Annotated in this window: 19 protein-coding genes; 15 read left to right on the forward strand and 4 right to left on the reverse strand. The window is 70.1% G+C overall.

What is annotated here, in order from left to right; all coding sequences use genetic code 11:
- Positions 1 to 589 precede the first annotated feature (589 nt).
- The 14 genes from ADK66_RS22385 (at position 590) to ADK66_RS22450 (ending at position 14,312) form a co-directional block, all read left to right on the forward strand.
- On the forward strand, positions 590 to 886 hold the full coding sequence (locus ADK66_RS22385) for a pilin (RefSeq protein ID WP_053658471.1): 297 nt from the start codon (positions 590 to 592) through the stop codon (positions 884 to 886).
- Between the two features lie 11 nt (positions 887 to 897).
- Positions 898 to 1,815, forward strand: coding sequence for a hypothetical protein (locus tag ADK66_RS22390; RefSeq protein ID WP_053658473.1), 918 nt, complete (start codon positions 898 to 900; stop codon positions 1,813 to 1,815).
- Positions 1,812 to 2,699, forward strand: a complete 888-nt coding sequence (locus ADK66_RS22395) for a PrgI family mobile element protein (RefSeq protein WP_053658475.1) — start codon at positions 1,812 to 1,814, stop codon at positions 2,697 to 2,699. The genes ADK66_RS22390 and ADK66_RS22395 overlap by 4 nt, the downstream gene beginning before the upstream one ends.
- The gene (locus ADK66_RS22400) at positions 2,696 to 4,447 is read left to right on the forward strand and encodes a VirB4 family type IV secretion system protein (RefSeq protein WP_053658477.1); all 1,752 of its coding nucleotides are present in this window, start codon (positions 2,696 to 2,698) and stop codon (positions 4,445 to 4,447) included. The genes ADK66_RS22395 and ADK66_RS22400 overlap by 4 nt, the downstream gene beginning before the upstream one ends.
- Entirely contained in the window at positions 4,444 to 6,903 is a 2,460-nt protein-coding gene (locus ADK66_RS22405; protein ID WP_053658479.1) for a type IV secretory system conjugative DNA transfer family protein, read from the forward strand. Before ADK66_RS22400 ends, ADK66_RS22405 begins: the two co-directional genes overlap by 4 nt.
- Positions 6,904 to 7,104: 201 nt before the next feature.
- Complete coding sequence (locus tag ADK66_RS30910) at positions 7,105 to 7,956, forward strand: replication-relaxation family protein (RefSeq protein WP_082377606.1); 852 nt, start codon at positions 7,105 to 7,107, stop codon at positions 7,954 to 7,956.
- A 313-nt stretch (positions 7,957 to 8,269) separates the two neighbouring features.
- Positions 8,270 to 8,956 (forward strand): hypothetical protein, encoded by a 687-nt coding sequence (locus tag ADK66_RS22415; RefSeq protein WP_053658481.1) that lies wholly within the window; start codon positions 8,270 to 8,272, stop codon positions 8,954 to 8,956.
- 98 nt (positions 8,957 to 9,054) lie between these two features.
- Positions 9,055 to 9,783, forward strand: coding sequence for a hypothetical protein (locus ADK66_RS22420; protein ID WP_053658483.1), 729 nt, complete (start codon positions 9,055 to 9,057; stop codon positions 9,781 to 9,783).
- A 13-nt stretch (positions 9,784 to 9,796) separates the two neighbouring features.
- On the forward strand, positions 9,797 to 10,381 hold the full coding sequence (locus ADK66_RS22425; RefSeq protein WP_053658485.1) for a hypothetical protein: 585 nt from the start codon (positions 9,797 to 9,799) through the stop codon (positions 10,379 to 10,381).
- Positions 10,382 to 10,549: 168 nt separating this feature from the next.
- Positions 10,550 to 11,854 (forward strand): MarR family transcriptional regulator, encoded by a 1,305-nt coding sequence (locus tag ADK66_RS22430; protein ID WP_197281615.1) that lies wholly within the window; start codon positions 10,550 to 10,552, stop codon positions 11,852 to 11,854.
- A gap of 80 nt (positions 11,855 to 11,934) precedes the next feature.
- Positions 11,935 to 12,924 (forward strand): DUF932 domain-containing protein, encoded by a 990-nt coding sequence (locus tag ADK66_RS22435; protein ID WP_053658487.1) that lies wholly within the window; start codon positions 11,935 to 11,937, stop codon positions 12,922 to 12,924.
- Between the two features lie 119 nt (positions 12,925 to 13,043).
- The gene (locus ADK66_RS22440) at positions 13,044 to 13,445 is read left to right on the forward strand and encodes a hypothetical protein (RefSeq protein WP_053658490.1); all 402 of its coding nucleotides are present in this window, start codon (positions 13,044 to 13,046) and stop codon (positions 13,443 to 13,445) included.
- Positions 13,442 to 13,882, forward strand: coding sequence for a hypothetical protein (locus ADK66_RS22445; protein WP_053658492.1), 441 nt, complete (start codon positions 13,442 to 13,444; stop codon positions 13,880 to 13,882). Before ADK66_RS22440 ends, ADK66_RS22445 begins: the two co-directional genes overlap by 4 nt.
- Positions 13,883 to 13,982: 100 nt before the next feature.
- Positions 13,983 to 14,312, forward strand: a complete 330-nt coding sequence (locus tag ADK66_RS22450; RefSeq protein ID WP_053658494.1) for a hypothetical protein — start codon at positions 13,983 to 13,985, stop codon at positions 14,310 to 14,312.
- A gap of 276 nt (positions 14,313 to 14,588) precedes the next feature.
- On the opposite strand, the gene ADK66_RS31605 is transcribed toward ADK66_RS22450, so the two are convergent.
- Complete coding sequence (locus tag ADK66_RS31605; protein WP_157552808.1) at positions 14,589 to 15,032, reverse strand: hypothetical protein; 444 nt, start codon at positions 15,030 to 15,032, stop codon at positions 14,589 to 14,591.
- Here ADK66_RS31605 and ADK66_RS22460 point away from each other — a divergent pair.
- Entirely contained in the window at positions 15,013 to 15,474 is a 462-nt protein-coding gene (locus ADK66_RS22460; RefSeq protein ID WP_231640140.1) for a hypothetical protein, read from the forward strand. The genes ADK66_RS31605 and ADK66_RS22460 overlap by 20 nt on opposite strands.
- 53 nt (positions 15,475 to 15,527) lie before the next feature.
- On the opposite strand, the gene ADK66_RS22465 is transcribed toward ADK66_RS22460, so the two are convergent.
- From ADK66_RS22465 to ADK66_RS22470, 3 genes are all read right to left on the reverse strand, one after another.
- On the reverse strand, positions 15,528 to 16,502 hold the full coding sequence (locus tag ADK66_RS22465) for a hypothetical protein (protein ID WP_053658498.1): 975 nt from the start codon (positions 16,500 to 16,502) through the stop codon (positions 15,528 to 15,530).
- Positions 16,499 to 16,783, reverse strand: coding sequence for an IS3 family transposase (locus ADK66_RS32755; RefSeq protein ID WP_157552823.1), 285 nt, complete (start codon positions 16,781 to 16,783; stop codon positions 16,499 to 16,501). The genes ADK66_RS22465 and ADK66_RS32755 overlap by 4 nt, the downstream gene beginning before the upstream one ends.
- A 104-nt stretch (positions 16,784 to 16,887) precedes the next feature.
- Entirely contained in the window at positions 16,888 to 17,424 is a 537-nt protein-coding gene (locus ADK66_RS22470; RefSeq protein ID WP_231640141.1) for a GNAT family N-acetyltransferase, read from the reverse strand.
- Positions 17,425 to 17,659: the final 235 nt, after the last annotated feature.

Here is a 17,659-nt window from a genome sequence, read left to right on the forward strand (position 1 = left end):
CCACCACCTCCCAGACCAGAAACGATGGGAGACAGCCTGCCCGACACATCCTCAGAACCAACGGATTACACGATCAACGTTCAAAGACGAGGCACTAGCCCGGTCTGAACCGTCCACTCATCGGGTTAGATCCGGGAGTTACGCGGTCAGCCCAGGGCACCTGACAACGAGGGGCATACACCCTTGCCGAGGGATAGATCCCGCAGACGTCAAGTAACTGCCTTCTGAAGGAAGTCCTACCTGCTGTCCCAGTTCACTCCGAGCACTCTCTTGCGTTTCGGTCCGCGCCGACCTTTCTGAATCGCGGGCCTAGGGGACGTGTGTCGCTGACTGGTCCTGTCAGGTCGTGACGGGTGTCGGGCGAGTTCGATCGGCCTGACAGCCGAGATCTGGATGGTGCATGTCATCCACGGCATGCCCGCCCGGTGGGGACCCTCATCCGGCGAGGTCAATGGTCCGGCACGGCTGGCGCGGCGTACTGACACCGCAACCCTCGCCGAAGCAAGGGAGGAGCGCCCCCACCGGCCCAGTCGAGGCTTCGCTCTGGTCCCCACCGCGGCGGCCCGCAGAAGTCCTGTGGAGCGTCGCTATGCACACAACTCTGTCAGTCCTGTCCGATCTCGCTGCCGCTGCGCCGCAGCCGCTGGCGGCTCCGAAATCGATCAACGAGGTCATCTCGTCGATCACCGCGTGGATCATGGGCATCATCGCGCTGGCCGCGACGATGTTCCTGGTCATCGGTGGCCTGCGTTACATGGCCGCCGGTGGTGACCCGGCCCAGGTCGAGCAGGCGAAGGGCAACTTCAAGTCGGCGTTGATCGGCTACGCGTTGGCGGTTCTCTCTCCCGTGATCCTGCAGGTGCTGCAGGGCATCATCGGCGGCTGAGGTCACCGGTCATGGTCGACTGGATGATGGATGGCCTGGTGGAGTGGTTCGCCGAGCGGTTGCAAGACTTGCTCGGCGGGCTCTTGGCCTATCTGACGTCGTCGATGTTCCTGTCGCCGGACGTCACCGTGTTGCCGCAGGTGCAGACCATCGCCGCGAAGAGCGCGCTGGTTGTCAACGCCTGCTACATCCTCGCGCTGGTGACCGCCGGCGTCGTGACGATGACCAGTAGTTCCGTCGAGGTGCGGTACGGCGTGAAGGAACTCGTGCCACGTCTCGTTGTCGGGTTCATCCTGTCGAACGTCGCGGTCCCGCTCTGTGCGGTGCTCATCGAGGTCGCGAACGCGTTGACGGTGGCCATGGTCGGCACTGCGGCGCCGACCACGCAGGCGGTCACGATGGCCCGCACCCACGTGGCTGCCGCGCTCACCGATCCGGCCAACGCCCTCATTGCGCTGGTTATCGGGTTGCTGATCGTCGGGCTGATGTTCGCCCTGGTCACCGGTTGGGTCGTCCGCGTTGCCGTGCTGGTCATCCTGGCTGGGCTCGCCCCGCTCGCGCTGGCCTGCTATTGCCTGCCCTGGACGCAACCCACCGCCGACCTGTGGTGGCGCAGCATGCTGGGCTGCCTCGGCACGGCCGTGCTGCAGGCCATCGCGTTCTCCACCGGCATCCACCTGCTCACCGACCCGCAGGCGAGTATTCCGGTTCTGATCGGCCTGCCGGGCTCGGACGTGTTGAACCTGTTGCTGGTCGCGGTGGTGTTGTGGATGACGGTCAAGATCCCCGCGATGGTGGGCCGCTACGCGACAAGTAAGGGCTCCCCGAACGTCGGCGCGATCATGCTGCGGGCGGTGGTCATCCAGGGCATCACCCGCCGTCTACCGGGCGGCGGGCTCGGGCGTGCCGCCTTGCGAGGTGGGCGATGACGATCGAGGACAGCGCCCCGCGTGCCGTCGTCCCGGCCAACGTCAACGAGCCTGACTGCATCGCGTTCGGGCTGACGTTCCGGCAACTGGGCATCATCGGCGGTGCCGGCCTTGTCGGCCTCGGGGTCTACGACACGTTCGGGCATCTACTGCCGCAGGTGGTGTGGATCGTTGCCGGGGCGCTCGTGTTCGCCGTGGCGGTCGTGGTGGCGCTCGGCCGCCGTGACGGCCTGCCGCTGGACGTGTGGCTGCGGCACGGGTTCGCGCTCAGCAGCAGGCCGCACACTCTCGCCCCGGGTTCAGCTCGGGCCAGCGCGGTCGCGGTCGTGGCCGGCCAGCCGAGCCTTCCGGCGCCGCTGCGTTCCCCGGTCACGGCGATCAGCCCGACCGGAGTCCTGACCAGTGAGGGCAGCGGCAAGGTCCTGATCGCCTGCGGCACCACGAACATCCACCTGCGCACCGGGGGCGAGCAGGGCGCGCTGTTGGAGGGGTTCGGGCGGTTCCTCAACAGTCTGACCGGGCCGGCGCAGATCGTCGTGGCGGCGCAGCGGCACGACCTGACCGTCTACGCGCAAGCAGTCGTCGACCACGCCCCGCGCCTGCCGCACCCGGCGTTGCAGGCCGCCGCCGACGACTACGCCGAATTCCTGCTCGACCTCGACAGCCAGCGCGATCCGTTACGCCGCCAGGTCGTCATCGTCACCGGAGAGCTTGGGGCTGACGCCGGCGTGCGCGCGCTGTCCGGGCTCGGTGTCGAAGCCGCCCCTCTGGACGGGCCGGCTGTCGCCTCCGCGCTGGCCGGTGCGGTCGATCCGTTCTCCCCGCCGGTGCCGGGCCCGCGTGCGGTGCCCGGCGCCCCGATCACCCTGCGGAGCACATCATGAACCTGTGGAAAAGGCCGAAGATCAGTGTCGCGGCTGGCGAGGAGATGCCCTCCCCCGCCGCGTTGTCGGTCACGCCGTGGCACGTGCAGGTCGGCGACGGATACGCCGCGACCTACGTGGTGTGCGGGTATCCGGCCGAGGTCGGCCCCGCCTGGTTGGACCCGCTGCTGTCCTACCCGGCACGGGTCGACGTCTCGGTGCATCTGGACCCGGTGGCGCCGCAACTGGCCGCGCCGATGCTCAAGCGCCAACGCGCCCGCCTCGAATCCTCGCGCCGCCTCGACGCCGACCACGGACGCTTGGGCGATCCGATGGTCGAGGCTGCCGCGGCCGACGCCGCCGACCTCGCCGAACGGGTCGCCCGCGGCGCGGCGAAGCTCTTCGACACCGGCATCTACGTCACCATCCACGCCCGTACCCTCGACGAACTCGCCACCGTCACCGCGGGCGTGAAGGCGGCCGCCGCCAGCGTGCTGCTGGATTTGCAACCGGCCACGTTCCGGCACCACCAGGGCTGGATCTCCACTCTGCCGGTCGGTGTGGACCCGCTGCGGATGCGCCGCATCCTCGACACCACCGCCCTCGCGGCGGCGTTTCCCCTCGCCTCGGCGGACCTCGCCGCCCCGGCCCCCGGCACCGTCGCGGCACCCGAGGGGCTGCTGTATGGGGTCAACACGACCAGCAACGGGGTGGTGATCTGGAACAGGTGGGCGCAGGACAACCACAACTCGGTCGTCCTGGCCCGCTCCGGCGCGGGTAAGTCGTACTTCGTCAAACTGGAGGTGCTCCGCAACCTCTACCAGGGCACGGTCGTGTCCGTCATCGACCCCGAAGACGAGTACGCGCCTCTGGCCGAGCACGTCGGCGGCACGGTCGTGCAGCTCGGCCAGCCCGGCGTCAGGGTCAATCCGCTCGATCTGCCCGCCGACCACCGGGCCGACACCCTCACCCGACGCGGCCTGTACCTGCACACACTGATCGCGGTCATGCTCGGGGCGGCACCGCCGCCGGGCGAGCGCGCCGCGTTGGACCGGGCGATCACCGCCACCTACGCCCGCGCCGGGATCACCGGCGACCCGGCCACCTGGGCCAGGCCTGCGCCGCTGCTGCGGGACCTGGCCGACGTGCTCGCCGCTGACGGCGACCCGGCCGCCGGGCAGCTCGCCGCCCGGCTCGCCCCCTGGACGGTCGGGAACTTCGCCAGCCTGTTCGACGGTCCGACCACGACCGTCCCGGCCGGGCACCTAGTGGTGTGGTCGCTGCGGCACCTGCCCGACGAGCTGCGCACGGTGGGCACGCTGCTGGCGCTCGACTCGATCTGGTCGGGCATCGACACCCCGGCCACGGCCGCCCGCCGGCGGCGACAGCTGGTCGTGGTGGACGAAGCCTGGCTGCTGATGCGCGACGGCGAAGGCAGCAGGTTTCTGTTCCGGATGGCCAAGGCAGCGCGGAAGCGGTCCGCCGGCCTGTGCGTGATCACGCAGGACGCGGCCGACGTGCTGTCGACCGACCTCGGCCTCGCGGTGGTGTCCAACGCCGCCACGCAGGTTCTGATGCGCCAGTCCACGCAGTCCATCGACGCGGTGTCCGAGGCGTTCGGTCTGACCGCCGGGGAGTCGCGGCTGCTGCTGTCGGCGCCGCGCGGCGAGGGACTGCTCGTCGCTGGTCGTAGCCGGATTCCGTTCCGCAGTGTCGGATCGGCGGCCGAGCACAAGCTTGCCGTGACGGGAATCGGGGAGGCCGCATGACATCCACCCCGACCTGGCCCGCCGACGTGGGGCATTGGATCATCGCCCGGCCGTGGCTGGGCTTCATCGCCGCCGCCGCGATCGTCAGCGCGGTGTTCGGCCACGACCGACTGCTCGCCTGGCGGCACCAGCGGTTCACGGCCGGCGCACGGTGGCTGACCGTCGCCGCCCCGCCGGAGGTCACCGCCGAGGCTGCCGCGGCGTTCTGGACCACGCTGGTCGGCGTGCTGACGCCGTCGGTGTGGCAGCAGCGCCTGTTCGGCATCCCGCACGTCGGGTGGGAGTACGTCTGGACCGGCCGGTCCCTGACCATCCGGGTCTGGGTGCCGGGCACGGTGCCGCGCGGCGCGGTCGAGGCCGCCGTCCGGGCGGCCTGGCCCGCGGCCACCCTCACCACCGCGGACGCCGCACCACCGATTCCGCCCACCGTCGCCGAGGAGGTGGGTGGGGCGCACTGGCCGCAGCACACCGACGGGCTGCCGCTGCGCAGCGACCACGACACCGACCCGCTGCGGGCGCTGGTTGCCGCCGGGGCCGAGGTACGCCACCGCGAACACGCGTGCGTGCAGATCCTCGCCCGCCCGGCACCCACCCGCCGCGTCCGCGCGGCCCGCAGGGCCGCGGCGAGCAATCATCGCCACGGGCGGCCTGACCTGGCCACCCGCGCCGTCACCGGCGCGGTGCGGCTGGCCATCGAGCCCCTGCTGTGGTTCCTCGACGCGTTCGCACCCGGCGCGTCGCGGCCCCGCACCCCGGGCCATGCCCCGGTGCGTCCGGTCGAGCGGGACCCGGTGGCCACCGCTGAGGCCCGCACCGTTGTGGACAAGGCCGTGCGGGTGCCGCACTACGAGATCGCGGTCCGGTTCGCCGTCGCGGCTGACGCCGGCACGTCCCCACCAGACCCGCAACGGGACGCGCACGTCCGCTCACGCCTCGGCGGGCTCGGGCACACCATCGCCTCGGCCGCCGCGGTGTACACCGGCCCGAACCGGCTACGCCGGATGAAGATGCCCCACCCGGTGGCCACGCTCGCCGGACGGCAACTACGGCACGGGTTCCTGGCCACCGTCCCGGAACTCGCCGCCCTGGCCGCGCTACCGCAAGACCTCGCCGTCCCGGGCCTGGACCGGGCGCGGGCCAAGGCCGTACCGGCACCCGTGCAGGTGCCCTCCGGCGGGCGCAGCGTGAAGGTGCTAGGCCGCTCGCAGATCGGCCACCACAGCATCGGCCTCCGCGTGACCGACGCCCGCCAGCACGTGCACGTCGTCGGCAAGACCGGCGTCGGCAAGTCCACGCTGCTGCTGAACATGATCCTCGGCGACATCAAGGCCGGGCGCGGGACCGTGGTCATCGACCCACGCGGCGACCTGATCACCGACATCCTCGACCGGTTGCCCGCCTCGTATGCCAAGAAGATCGTGCTCATCGACCCGGACCAGGAGAACCCCGGCTGCTTCAACCCCCTCGATGACGGCGGCGACCCACACCTGGCCGTGGACAACCTCGTCGGCATCTTCGCCAAGATCTTCCAAGGCCAGTGGGGGCCCCGCATGGACGACACCATGCGCGTCGCCTGCCTCACCCTGATGCGCCACGCGAAACCAACCCTGAGCCTGGTCCCGTCGCTGCTGCAGGACCGGGACTTCCGGGCCCGGTTCACCCACGGCCTGGACGACCCGGACGGCCTCGGCGGGTTCTGGCTCTGGTACGACGGCATCAACGAGCAGTTCCGGGGCCAGGTCATCGCACCCGTCCTCGCCAGACTCCGGGCCTTCCTGCTGCGCGACTTCGTGAAATCGGTGATCGGCAACGCCCACTCGTCGTTCGACATGGGCCGGGTCCTCGACGGCGGGGTGCTGCTGTGCCGGCTACCCAAGGGCATCCTCGGCGAGGAGACCAGCCGCATCCTCGGCTCGATGATCGTCGCCCGGGTCTGGCAGGCCGCCATCGCCCGCGCCAGCATCCCCGAAGACCAGCGCAAAGACGCCAACCTCTACATCGATGAGTGCCACAACTTCCTCACGCTGCCCGGCAGCGTCGGGGACATGCTGGCCGAGGCGCGCGGTTTTCGGCTCGGGCTCGTCCTGGCGCACCAGGACCTGGCGCAACTGCCCAACGACATCGCCGCGGCGGTGTCGGCCAACGCGCGCACGAAACTGTTCTTCACCGTCGACCCCGCCGACGCGCGGGACCTGTCCCGCCACACCAAACCCGAGCTGGATGAGCACGACCTCGCCCACCTCGACGTCTACACCGCCGCCGCCCGGCTGCTGGTCGGCAACCGGGAACTACCCGCGTTCACCTTCGTGACCAACCCGCCGGCGCCACCGGTGGGTGAAGCGACCGCGATCCGGCAGGAGTGCGCCGCCGCCCACAGCCGCACCGGTGGCGAGCCGCCGATGCAGCAGCTCGCCCGTACCGCGATGAAGCGGCGCATGACCGACCGCGACCGCTGACCCGGGCCGCGCGTTCGCAGGCTCGGCTGGGCACGGCACCGGGGGCTCGTCTGGGGGTGTCCGCGACACGAGACCCCACACGAGCCCCGCGCACCTGGTCTGTCAGGTGCCTGACCTGCCCCAACCCACCCGACGCCAGGACCGAAACCAAGATCGACTCATCCAGACTCCCTACGGGACTCTCTCTCCAGGGGTATATCCATGCCGCAATCGCAATCGGCCAGCCTCCTTGCCATCTATCCCCACATCACCAACCGGGACCGTCGGCTTCTCCAGCTGCTCGACGACCACCAGGTCCTCACCACCGATCAGATCCACCGCATGCTGTTCCTGGCCCGACGGACCTGTCAGATCCGCCTCGGTGAGCTGGCCGCGCTGGGCCTGCTGGACCGGTTCCGGTTCGCCCGCGCCGGGGGTGGTAGCCATCCGTGGCACTGGACCCTCGGCCACCAGGGGCACCGCTTCCAGGCCGCCGCCCACCGCCGGCCCGAACCCACCGTGCGCACCAGCCGCCAGGCCGTCGACCGGCTCTCGGCCAACCCGAACCTGACCCACCTGCTCATGGCCAACGAATTCTTCGTCCGCCTCACCGTGCACGCCCGCCAACACCCGCAGGCGCGGCTGGACCGGTGGTGGTCCGACACGATGACCACCAGGCAGTTCCGCACCATCACCGCAGACGGGCACGGCCTGTGGAGCGTCGCGGACACCACGGTGGGGTTCTTCCTGGAGGCCGACACCGGCACCGAACCCCTCGGCCGGGTGGTGGCCAAACTCGACCGGTACGCGCAGCTGATCCGCCGCGGCGGCCCCCGCTACCCGGTGCTGTTCTGGCTCGGCAGCGAGCACCGGGAGGAACACCTACACCGGCTCCTGCGCAGCCGCCGCGACAGCGTTCCCCTCGCAACCGCCAACCACGCCACGAACCCCGCCGAAGCGGTCTGGCTTCCTGGCGGCGCTACCGGCCGAGTCCGGCTCACCGAATTGCCCAGCGACCACGGGCAGCCCGTGGCGGACAACCCGAACTACGACGAGAGCGGCTTCGTGCTCTGACAGACCCTGACAAGCTCGCGGCAGATCCTGTCAGCGCAGCTCAGCGGCATAGCCGGCAATCCTGACAGAGCGGGTGCTGTCAGGTCACGACGCTACGGTGCAACCTCTTCTCTCTTTGCTCGCACCGCCGCCCCGTCTTCCCCCTGGACCTGCCTGCGCCAGCGGGATCACCCACAGCCCACCTGACGGTCGGCTCGTGATCCACGCCCCGCGCCCTCGCACGGCAGCTTCCCGGCACAGACGCCGCCGCGACCCGGTGACACCACGCCGCACACCCTCCACGCCCACCCCTGCCCGAAGGGAGCACCCTGCCATGCCCACGCCGCTGTTCGACCAGGTCGTCGTCACCGTCTGCTTCGCCCCCGGCGAAGACGCCGACTGGTTCGCCGCCTCGGAGAAGGTCAACGACCTGCTGCACGCCGACGGCACCCCGGCCCGCCGCTACCACGTCCGCCACCGCCGCCTCATCGGCTGGCTGACCCGCTTCCTCGGCTACTACCTCCTCGACGCCGCCCGCCGCTTCGGCGCGGTCACCATGGCCGCCGGAGGCCGCAAGGGCCGCCTCGACCTCACCGGCACCGCCGCGAAGGCCGCCCACCACGCCGCCCTGCGCTGGCGTACCTGGAACACCCACATCGCCGCGACAACCCGTCCAGCCCACCCGTGGGAGGACTACCTCGCCCAGCACAACGCCGACCCGACCAAGCTCCGCCTGGCCGAGGCCCGCCGACGCTTCGAGCAACAACCACGCGTCCTGGCGATGCTCGCCCACCATCTCGACCCGTACGAACTGTCCGTCTACCAGGCCGGCGAAGCCACCTACGTCGGACTGCACTGGCGCATCGCGCTGATCGGCAACGCACTGATCACCACCGACGGCCGGCTCCTCATCCCGACCAGCGACTCCGTCGCCGACCGAATCCGCTTCCTCAACGAAGCCTGCGCCTACCTACGCAGCCTGCGCTCCAGCGCACGACTGTGCGCCGTCGCCATCGCCTAACTGCCCTACCGCCCGAACGCACCGAGGACCGGTCGCAGCCCCGCTGCGACCGGTCCTCGCCATGCCCACAACCCGACCGTCTGCAAAGGAGACCTCTCGTGTTCCTGACCGATCCCGCGCTACGGCGCATCGCCGCCGACACCAACGACGTCCTGCCCGAACACCTGTGGCGCCACGACACCGCCACCCCCGAACCACTCGGCGACCTCGCCCGCATCCTGCACAAGACCGCCCGCGACTTCACCGACAGCACCACCAGCCTCGACCAGGCCCTCGCCCGGGCGGGTGTGCTCACCGAAACCGCCCGGCAAGGGCTGGCCGCCCGCGCCGACCTGCACATCGCCAGCTACCACCAGACCCTCACCGACGCACTGGTCGCCCGCGAACGGCACACCGTCCTCGGGGCCGCGCTCGTCACCTGCTACCACGCCTGGCACCACCACCGACCGATCGCCGACGGCGACGAGCGGTACCTACTCCTGCGGCGCTGCGACCCGTCGCGAGGCGTCGCGACGCTACGGCGCAGCGACCCGCACACCTGGCTGGTCGTACCCGACGTCGAGGCCGCCGGCGCGTTCGACATCCCCTACCCGGATCGCGTCATCGGCGAGGTCACCGAAACCGAGCACGGGTGGACGCCCACCGCCTACATCGCCCGGCCGCATCAGGCCCCGCTCACCACGGTGTATCCGCTACCCGCCTGCGGTGACCTCGCCTCGGCCTGCCGGTCCCTGCTGCGCTGGTGGCACCTGCGCCACTCCGACACCTGGCGCAACCGCACCCCGAACCAACTCGACCCCACCGAACTCGCCCACCTCGCCAGTTGAAGCCGGGGAAATCATGGCGCACCTCGACACGATCAGCCGCTGGATCACCGCGACGACCGAGCGCACCCTCGACCAACACGCCACCGACCCCGTCCCCGCCGCCGCGCACCTGCCCGAAGCCGCCGCCAACCTGCGCCACCTGCGCACCGAACTGCTACACGCAGTCGACCGGCTGCGCACCCTCCTGATCAACGAAGGCGACCTGAACGGTTCCACCAGCACGGTCGCCGGCCCGGTCGAGACCATCACAGAGCTGGCCCGGGAGTACCGGTACGCCCGCAACTGGATCGACACCCTCATCGGCGACGCGGCACGGGCCGCGTACGCGCAGGCGAACCCGGGCCGGTCGGTGCGGCGGCGCTACGTCAACCCCGGTGACACGGTCCTGGTCGTCCTGCCACACACCGACGCCTGCCGCCGACAGAACCTCGCCGGACACACCACCCCCATCAAGGTCGGCACATCCGACGCCCGGATCCGCCCGCCCGGCAGCGTCAACCCGCTGTATCTCTCCCACGCTGACGCCGGGATCTACCGCGATCCGACCGAGGACCGCCTCTACATCCTCCAGCCCGACGAGGCCGTCCCCGGCCACTGACCGGCCGACGCGGCACCACCCACCGCCACGGCCACCGGGCCGCACCCATCGGCTGCGCACGACGTCACGCGCCTTCGCGCTGACCGTTGCCCGCGACCCGGCGCACCACCCGCCCGGCACGCCCCCGTGCCAGGCGCCCTTCACCAGTTTCCACGGAAGGAAATCCTGATGGATCAGCTGTCGCTGACGCCTGCCACGCAGGCCGTCCTCGACGCCCTGACCGACCTCGGTCAGGGCGACATCAACGAGTTGGCCGACAAGTCCGGCAAGGCCCGCTCGACCACCGACAAGGCGATCAAGACCCTGGCCGACGCCGGTGTCATCGTCGCAGTGGACCCCGACGCCGACCCGGCCGAGGGCACCCCCGCCCGGTGGACCCTCGCCACACCCAGCAACGCCGATGCCCCCTTGCCCGCCGACCCGGCCGACGCGGCCGGCAAGACCGACATCGGCGACCCGGAGCCCGATAACGCGGCCGACCAGCCGCACATGGAGGTAGGCCACCAGCCCACCGATGCGGTGGACGGCGCCTCCGCCGAGAACGACCGACCGGACGACGGCAGTGACGACGCCGTCGACACGCCGGACACCGAGACGGCCGACCAATCGGGCAGCCAGGTCGACAGCGACGACGCGACCGAGTCCGACGGCACCACTGCGGACAACGCCGACCGTGGAAAGGACGAGCAGGCACCGACGGTCGCGGCCGTGCAACCCGCTCGCCCTGGGGACCGCAAGGTCATGGCCATCAAGGGTGTCCTGGCCGACTACGGGGACATCGGCGCCACGCTGGACCTGATTGTCGGCGAGAGCGGTATCAGTCACCCGACCGCCTCGCGGCTGCTGACCGCGATGGAGCAGGCCGACGCCGCCCGCCGGCTGCCCGGCCTGCCGCAGCGGTGGATCGCCGGCCCGACCAAGGCCAGCGAGGTCGACCCGAACCCGCAGCCACCCCGCTGCCCACTGTGCTACCAGGTCATCCGCGGCCTGGCGAACACGCCGAGCGCCACGGCCGCGGTGCTGCCCCTGATCCGGCCGGACGGCACGCTGCACGTCGTCGCGCCGGACGGCGAGACCCACGTCGTCACCCTGCCCCGTCGCACGCCGCCGCGCGCGACGGGCATCACCGCGAGCGTGGGCCGCCGCAGCGACGGGACCGCCAACGCCGACGGCAGCCAGCCGTTCGGCCGGGGCGAGTTGGAGAAGCTGACCCTCGACGTCCTGGCCGCGAACCCGGGCCGGGCGATGAGCCCGCAGGACATCGCCACCGCCATCAGTGCACAACTCGGCCGCGCGGTCAGCTCCGGGGCGGTGCGCAACAACTGCACCAAGGCCGCCGCCGCCGGCCGGATCCTCCTGGCCGCCGACACACCGCTGACCTTCACCTACTCGCCCCAGCCCGACCAGAACCCCACCCCGAGCACCAGCGCGAACCACCCTCGGCAGGACGACAACGACGCCGAGCAGTCCTGACCCGCACCACCCCCAACCCATCGCGGGGGCCGAGCGCGTACGCGCTCGGCCCCCGCGGCATATCGAAGAGGAGAACCCCTGTGCCGCACGAACTTGAGACATTCGCCGACGGAACGACCGCCTTCGCCAGCGCCCGCCTGTCGGCCTGGCATCAGCTGGGCACCGTCACCCAGCACACGATGAAGGCCGAGGAGATCATGGCCGCCGCCCGGCTCGGCGACTGGGGCGTACGGACCATCCGCGCCGTCGGCATCGACATCGTCAACGGCGTCGAGGTGCAGATCCCCGCCGACGACAAGCGCATGACCGTGCGCCGCAACCCCGTCACCGGCGCAACCGAGTACCTGGGCATCGTCGGCACCGACTACACCGTGGTTCAGAACGAGCAGTGCGCCGAGATGCTCGACCGCCTCGTCGACCAGGTCGGCGGCGCCCACTTCGAAACCGCCGGAAGCCTCCGCCGCGGCAAGTCGGTGTTCGTCACGATGAAGCTGCCCACGGCGATGGAGATCGCCGGGGTGGACCGCCTGGACCTCTACCTCATCGGCACCACCTCCCACGACGGCACCGCCGCCCTGCGGGTCGACGCCAGCCCGATCCGAGTCGTCTGCGCCAACACCCAACGCGCCGCCTTCGCCCACTCGGCCGGGCACTACACGTTCCGGCACACCTCCAACGTCAACTCCCAGATCAGCCAGGCCCGTGAAGCGCTGGGCCTGATGTGGACGTACATGCAGACCTTCGAGAAGGCCGCCGAGCGGATGCTCCAGACCGAGCTGACCATGCGCGAGTTCGAGAAGGTCGTCGCCGGGGTGTGGCCGGTCAAGGACAACGCGTCCGAGCAAACCCGCAACAACGCCAAGCAGCGCCTCGGCACCCTCAAGTACCTGATCCGCGAGGCCGACACCCAGAAAGCGATCACCGGCAGCCGGTGGGCCGGCTACCAGGCCATCACCGAGTACCTCGACCACTACCAGCCCGCCAAGAACGAGACCGCCCGCGCCAACCGGGTGCTCACCGGAAACGTCGGCGAGCTGAAGGTGACCGCCTTCGACCTCCTGAAGGTCTGACCGCACCTCGACACCTCGGGGCAGCGGTCCACCGGCCGCTGCCCCGGCCCGCACAGGACGGACACACCCATGGCACAGCCGAGCACCACCGAACGCGGATCAGACCGGACGGGCCTCCCATGATCCGCCACATCCGTCACCCCCGCAACCTTCGACAGTCGGTGTGCGGCCTGCCCGCTGCCGACGTGCAGCGGTGGGAGACCGAAGACCCGCCGCGCGTCGAGTCCACCTGCGAGGACTGCTACACCCTGCTCCCCGAAGCGCGACGACCCGACGACGCCAACCACCCACCCGGAGACCCCACCCTCATCGACACGCTGCGGCGCATCGTCGCCAACCGCCAGCACGCCAAGATCGACGGTGTCCTCGTCGACCTGTGGTCGGCCAGCGTCACTGTCCTCATCTGGGGCAAACTCCGCGACGACAAGCGGCAACAGCTGCTGACCCTGCCGTCACACGAATTGATCCTGCGCTGCATCGCGATCTACACCCGCCTCACTGCAAAGAAGGACCACCAGTGACCGGCCCCCGACCACCCCAGTGGTTCCACTTCGGGCCGTGGGTCTTCTCGATCGACGCCGCGCAAGCGCTGATCGCGGCGTCGCCCCGCGCCACCCAGCCCCTGGACGTGCCGGCGTGGGCCGCCGCGTACGGCCTCGCCTACCTCGACAACGCGTGGGCAACCAGCCTCATCGGCCTGACCAGCACCGCCCTCAACCGGACCTACGCCATGACCACCGACCTGACCCAGTCGCTGATCGTGGCGCAGATCAGCGTCAACAAAGCGCCGCCTGGCCCGCTGCTCATCGACGGGACCCACCGCCTCTACCGGGCCTGGCGCGAACACATACCGCGCCTGCCGGCCTACGTGCTCACCGTCGAGGAAACCCGGCAGGTCCAGGACGACCTGCTCCTCGGACCAGGCGGAACCTCCGCCATCCCGCCGTCGGACCCATGACGGCCTGACACAACCCGATCCCACCGCGTACGCCTCGGAAGCCGCCCCAACGCCGGCAGCGACCGAGGCGTACGCGCATTCACCCCATGCGGAGGAACCCGTGACGCACACGCCACCGTGGCGCAGGGTCTGCGACTGCCGCTGCATCCTTCACCACCGCCAGCCACGCACCACCTATAACGAGTCCGGCTGCGCCTGCACCATCACCTGCGCCACCCAACCGATCACCTTGCTCACCAACCAATGGGGCCGTGCGCTGTTCCTCGACCAGAGCGGCGACCTCTGGCAGGTCCCCGCCATGGCCAACGGCACCTGGGACTGGGACCGCGCCACCGAGATCGACACCCAGGCCGACGTCTACAGCATCGGCCTCGTCATCGACCACCTGCTCCGCCAAGCCGCCAACATCCTCGACGCATTGCCCGACTGACGCGACCGCTCAAGGTGGGCCGCCCTCGTGGGCGGCCCACGACCCTTTTGTGCTTCACGACCAGAGGAGACATCTGCGCACACCGCACCTACCGCAACCCGCCTGCAGCAGGTCCGGATACTTGGGCCGGCCGCCGGTGGCTCTGGACGCCGTGGCCTGCTCAGCCGGGCTGGGCCTCGTGTGGTAAGCCCGCCGCTCGGCGCCAGCGGGTGAATTGGGCTTCGTGTGAACCGGTCGCGGCCGCGACCGCCAGATCCGCTCCGGCGGTCAGTAGAGTCACAGGCCAGGCCAGGCCAGCACGCCGCCCGCGCTGTCGTAAGCAGCCCAGGTCCACGGACCGTCGAAGCGCCACGCACGACCGTCGGCGACGACGTCGACGTCGTCGCCGACCTCTAGGAAGGCGTACGGGCGGAAGAACAGTTCGAGCGTGAACGGAACACCGCCGCCGGGCTCGATGCTCGTGCCCTGCAACTCCGATGCCGCGTCCGGAGCCTCACCTGCGCGCAGAACGAGCAAGCTCGGGCTCGGGCGGGGCAGCCAGCCCGTCTCCTGCGGCGGGTTGTACTCGTCGACGTCGATGACGTGGATGATCCGCGCCGGGATACCGACCCGGCAGGTATCGCCGGGTGTCAGGCGGAGGGAGGGCCGGAAGCGCTCGTTCCCGGGCTTCGCCGTAGAGACACTGCTGCGGTACAGGATGATGCCCTGCGTGCCCATCATCGATCTGCTCCGAGCCGGAGTAACCACGCCGCACCCTGACTCGGCGAGGTGTGCCACATGGCTGGCCTCGGTGTACGAGAGCATCAGAGGAGCCGGTGGTGCGGTCACCACCTCGGTCGAGGATCCAACTGTCGGCCGAAACTACCACCGGACCGGTGTGCGACTCAGTGACGGCACGCCGTTGTACGTCCTTCTCAACTCCGCGGCCGCCCTGGTCGCCGCAGCCCAACCGCGAGATCCTCATCTGATCACCCTGCTGTTCGCCGACGTCCCAGGCGGAGAGATCTATCGCCGAGCAGGGTTGCGGGTCGCCACCGCGGAGGAGCTGGAGCAACCGATCGAAGATCGTTACCTCCAGCTGCTAACCGACGAAGAACGCCGGGACGTCGCCTACCACCGTCCGGGCCGGCTTGGTGACCTGCTGTTCAACTGGTTCGACTGACCTGCCCGTGAACACCTCGCGGCCAGATCCGGACGTCTGATCTTGAGGGGTGCTCACCCAACGAGCCGGCGGCACGCATTCCGCCTGCGTGGTAATCCGGCCTGCTTGAAGACGAGCCCGCAACTCCCGTTCGTCGGGTCCCAGAGCTCGTCGTTGGTCACCAGAGCCCGAACCAGCGCGCGCTGCGGTTCAGTAAGGGGCCGGCTCGTCGCGTATGGCTTGGGGAATGCGAACCGCACCAACGCGCCCCAGCCGTCGTCGAAGCCGGCCCAACTGTCCCGACTGGCCACCTGGCAAGCAGCCGTGGCGATCTCGTCGAAGTCAGCGGCGACGCGGAGCGCCGCGGCGACGAGCGCGAACTGATGCACTCCCGGAGGTGGTGGCTCAGCCAGGGCGGCCAGGATCAGCTCACGACCGCGCGGGTCGTCCTCGTGGAACAGCGCGGCCTGCAGCCGTACCGCCGGGTCCGGGTCGATGAGCCGGTCGCGGAGGTCAACGTCGAGCTGGCCGAGGCAGTGCAGCCACTCCGCCTGCGGCCCGGCGCCTCGTTCCGACCACTCCAGGATGAGCGCCGTCAGTTCCTCCCGCCGATCCGCCAACGGCCGCATCCGAGCGATCGCCACAAGATTCTCCGCGCGGAACAGTGCGCGGTCCGGCGGGGACGCCGTGAGTAGCGGAAGTACCACCGGGTACGCCTGCGCGACGGCATCAGCGAGGTCCGGCAGTATCCCCTCGAAGTGGCGGTCGTCAGACAGGTCGGTCACGCTCACAGCCGCGTCGCCGAGGAACTCCAAAAGCGATTCGACGGTGTCCGGGTGGGCTCGCTCCTCGGCGAGCAGCGCGGTCACGGCCCGAACTGCCGGAGCGGTAGCTGTTTCCGGGAAACCCTGATGCAGCACCGCCATGTCGAGGTGGTCCAGCGCGGCCTGCCGGGTCTCGGCGTCACCGGACTCCAGCGCGGCCAGGTGGCCCGGGGTGTCAACAGCCGGGCCGTACGCGTGCCCGAGCCGACTCCAGTCAACCGTCATCGCCACGTCCTCCGCAGCTCGCCAGCCGACCGGAAGCGGTGTCGGGAACGGTGGCGTCGGTATCCGGTGTCGTCATCGGCAGGGATCAGATCACACGACGGTTTCCCTCGCCGCCCCGTCTCCCGTCGCCTGCTGACGGTCTCGTACTCGTCGGAGCTGAGGTAGCACAGTTCGCGTTGCCTGCGGCGGGTGTTGTACCAGTCGCCGATGCAGGCGAAGATCACGTCCTCGACCTCGTCGCGGGTCCGCCAGCTCGTGAGGTAGACGAGTTCAATCTTCAGCGTTGACCAGTCCTACCGGAGCCGCCACAGTAACCGCGCCCGCTCAGCGGCCACAAATCCGGATACCGGACGGGAGCTGTCGGGACGGTTGCGGGATGGACCGCTTACAGATCCATCGCATAAACCCGAACCTGGCGGCCGGTGTCCGGCTGCACGGTCTCGCGTTTCAGCATCATGCCCAGCTTGACCATCACTCGCGCCGACGCCTCGTTGCCGACCACGTGGATGCTGACCAGCCTCCGCAGTCCGAGCTCGGCACGAGCGTGGGAGACCACGGACTGGGCCGCCTCGGTGGCCAGGCCCCGGCCCCAGTGCGCGCGGCCGAGCCGCCAGCCGATCTCCACGGCCGGCATGATCTCGGGCAGGAAGGTTGGCACCGCCAGCCCGGTGAAACCGGCCAGCTCACCGGTCTCCTTGATCTCCACCGCGTACAGGCCCAAGCCGTGCTCATCCCAGTGCCGCTGATAGGTGGCCAGGCGCTCCGCGGTCGCGGCCCGGTCCAGGGTGCGACCGTCATGGATGTAGCGCATCACCTCGGGCTGTGCGTTTACCGCGGCGAAGCCGTCCAGATCGTTGCTCTGCCAGCGGCGCAACAGCAGCCGCGGAGTTTCCAGGGACGTGGCATCAAGGGAACTGGTCATGTCAGGCACGGGTCTTCGTAGCATTCCGGCGCTCACGGGGCGATGGATTACCCAGCCGGGAAGCTGCCAGTAGCCGACCTACTCTGAAGGGGTGCCGATTCGGTTGGACCAGGTGGGAACGTCAGCAACAGTTGCCGGGACATGCGGGTGCGTGTTGGCATGACCTTCGCCAGCACTCAAGCACGGACATCGGCTATGGGCGGACGCTGTCTCCTGTCATCGAGGGGCCACATGC

Source organism: Micromonospora sp. NRRL B-16802 (assembly GCF_001279555.1).
GTDB lineage: Bacteria > Actinomycetota > Actinomycetes > Mycobacteriales > Micromonosporaceae > Micromonospora > Micromonospora profundi.

Coding starts and splice junctions, on each gene's coding strand:
- ADK66_RS22460 (WP_231640140.1), top strand. CDS start 15,013: ATGCCCTGCGTGCCCATCATCGATCTGCTCCGAGCCGGAGTAACCACG.
- ADK66_RS30910 (WP_082377606.1), top strand. CDS start 7,105: ATGCCGCAATCGCAATCGGCCAGCCTCCTTGCCATCTATCCCCACATC.
- ADK66_RS22470 (WP_231640141.1), bottom strand. CDS start 17,424: ATGACCAGTTCCCTTGATGCCACGTCCCTGGAAACTCCGCGGCTGCTG.
- ADK66_RS22395 (WP_053658475.1), top strand. CDS start 1,812: ATGACGATCGAGGACAGCGCCCCGCGTGCCGTCGTCCCGGCCAACGTC.
- ADK66_RS31605 (WP_157552808.1), bottom strand. CDS start 15,032: ATGATGGGCACGCAGGGCATCATCCTGTACCGCAGCAGTGTCTCTACG.
- ADK66_RS22440 (WP_053658490.1), top strand. CDS start 13,044: ATGATCCGCCACATCCGTCACCCCCGCAACCTTCGACAGTCGGTGTGC.
- ADK66_RS22385 (WP_053658471.1), top strand. CDS start 590: ATGCACACAACTCTGTCAGTCCTGTCCGATCTCGCTGCCGCTGCGCCG.
- ADK66_RS22390 (WP_053658473.1), top strand. CDS start 898: ATGGTCGACTGGATGATGGATGGCCTGGTGGAGTGGTTCGCCGAGCGG.
- ADK66_RS22465 (WP_053658498.1), bottom strand. CDS start 16,502: ATGACGGTTGACTGGAGTCGGCTCGGGCACGCGTACGGCCCGGCTGTT.
- ADK66_RS22405 (WP_053658479.1), top strand. CDS start 4,444: ATGACATCCACCCCGACCTGGCCCGCCGACGTGGGGCATTGGATCATC.
- ADK66_RS22415 (WP_053658481.1), top strand. CDS start 8,270: ATGCCCACGCCGCTGTTCGACCAGGTCGTCGTCACCGTCTGCTTCGCC.
- ADK66_RS22430 (WP_197281615.1), top strand. CDS start 10,550: ATGGATCAGCTGTCGCTGACGCCTGCCACGCAGGCCGTCCTCGACGCC.
- ADK66_RS22400 (WP_053658477.1), top strand. CDS start 2,696: ATGAACCTGTGGAAAAGGCCGAAGATCAGTGTCGCGGCTGGCGAGGAG.
- ADK66_RS22425 (WP_053658485.1), top strand. CDS start 9,797: ATGGCGCACCTCGACACGATCAGCCGCTGGATCACCGCGACGACCGAG.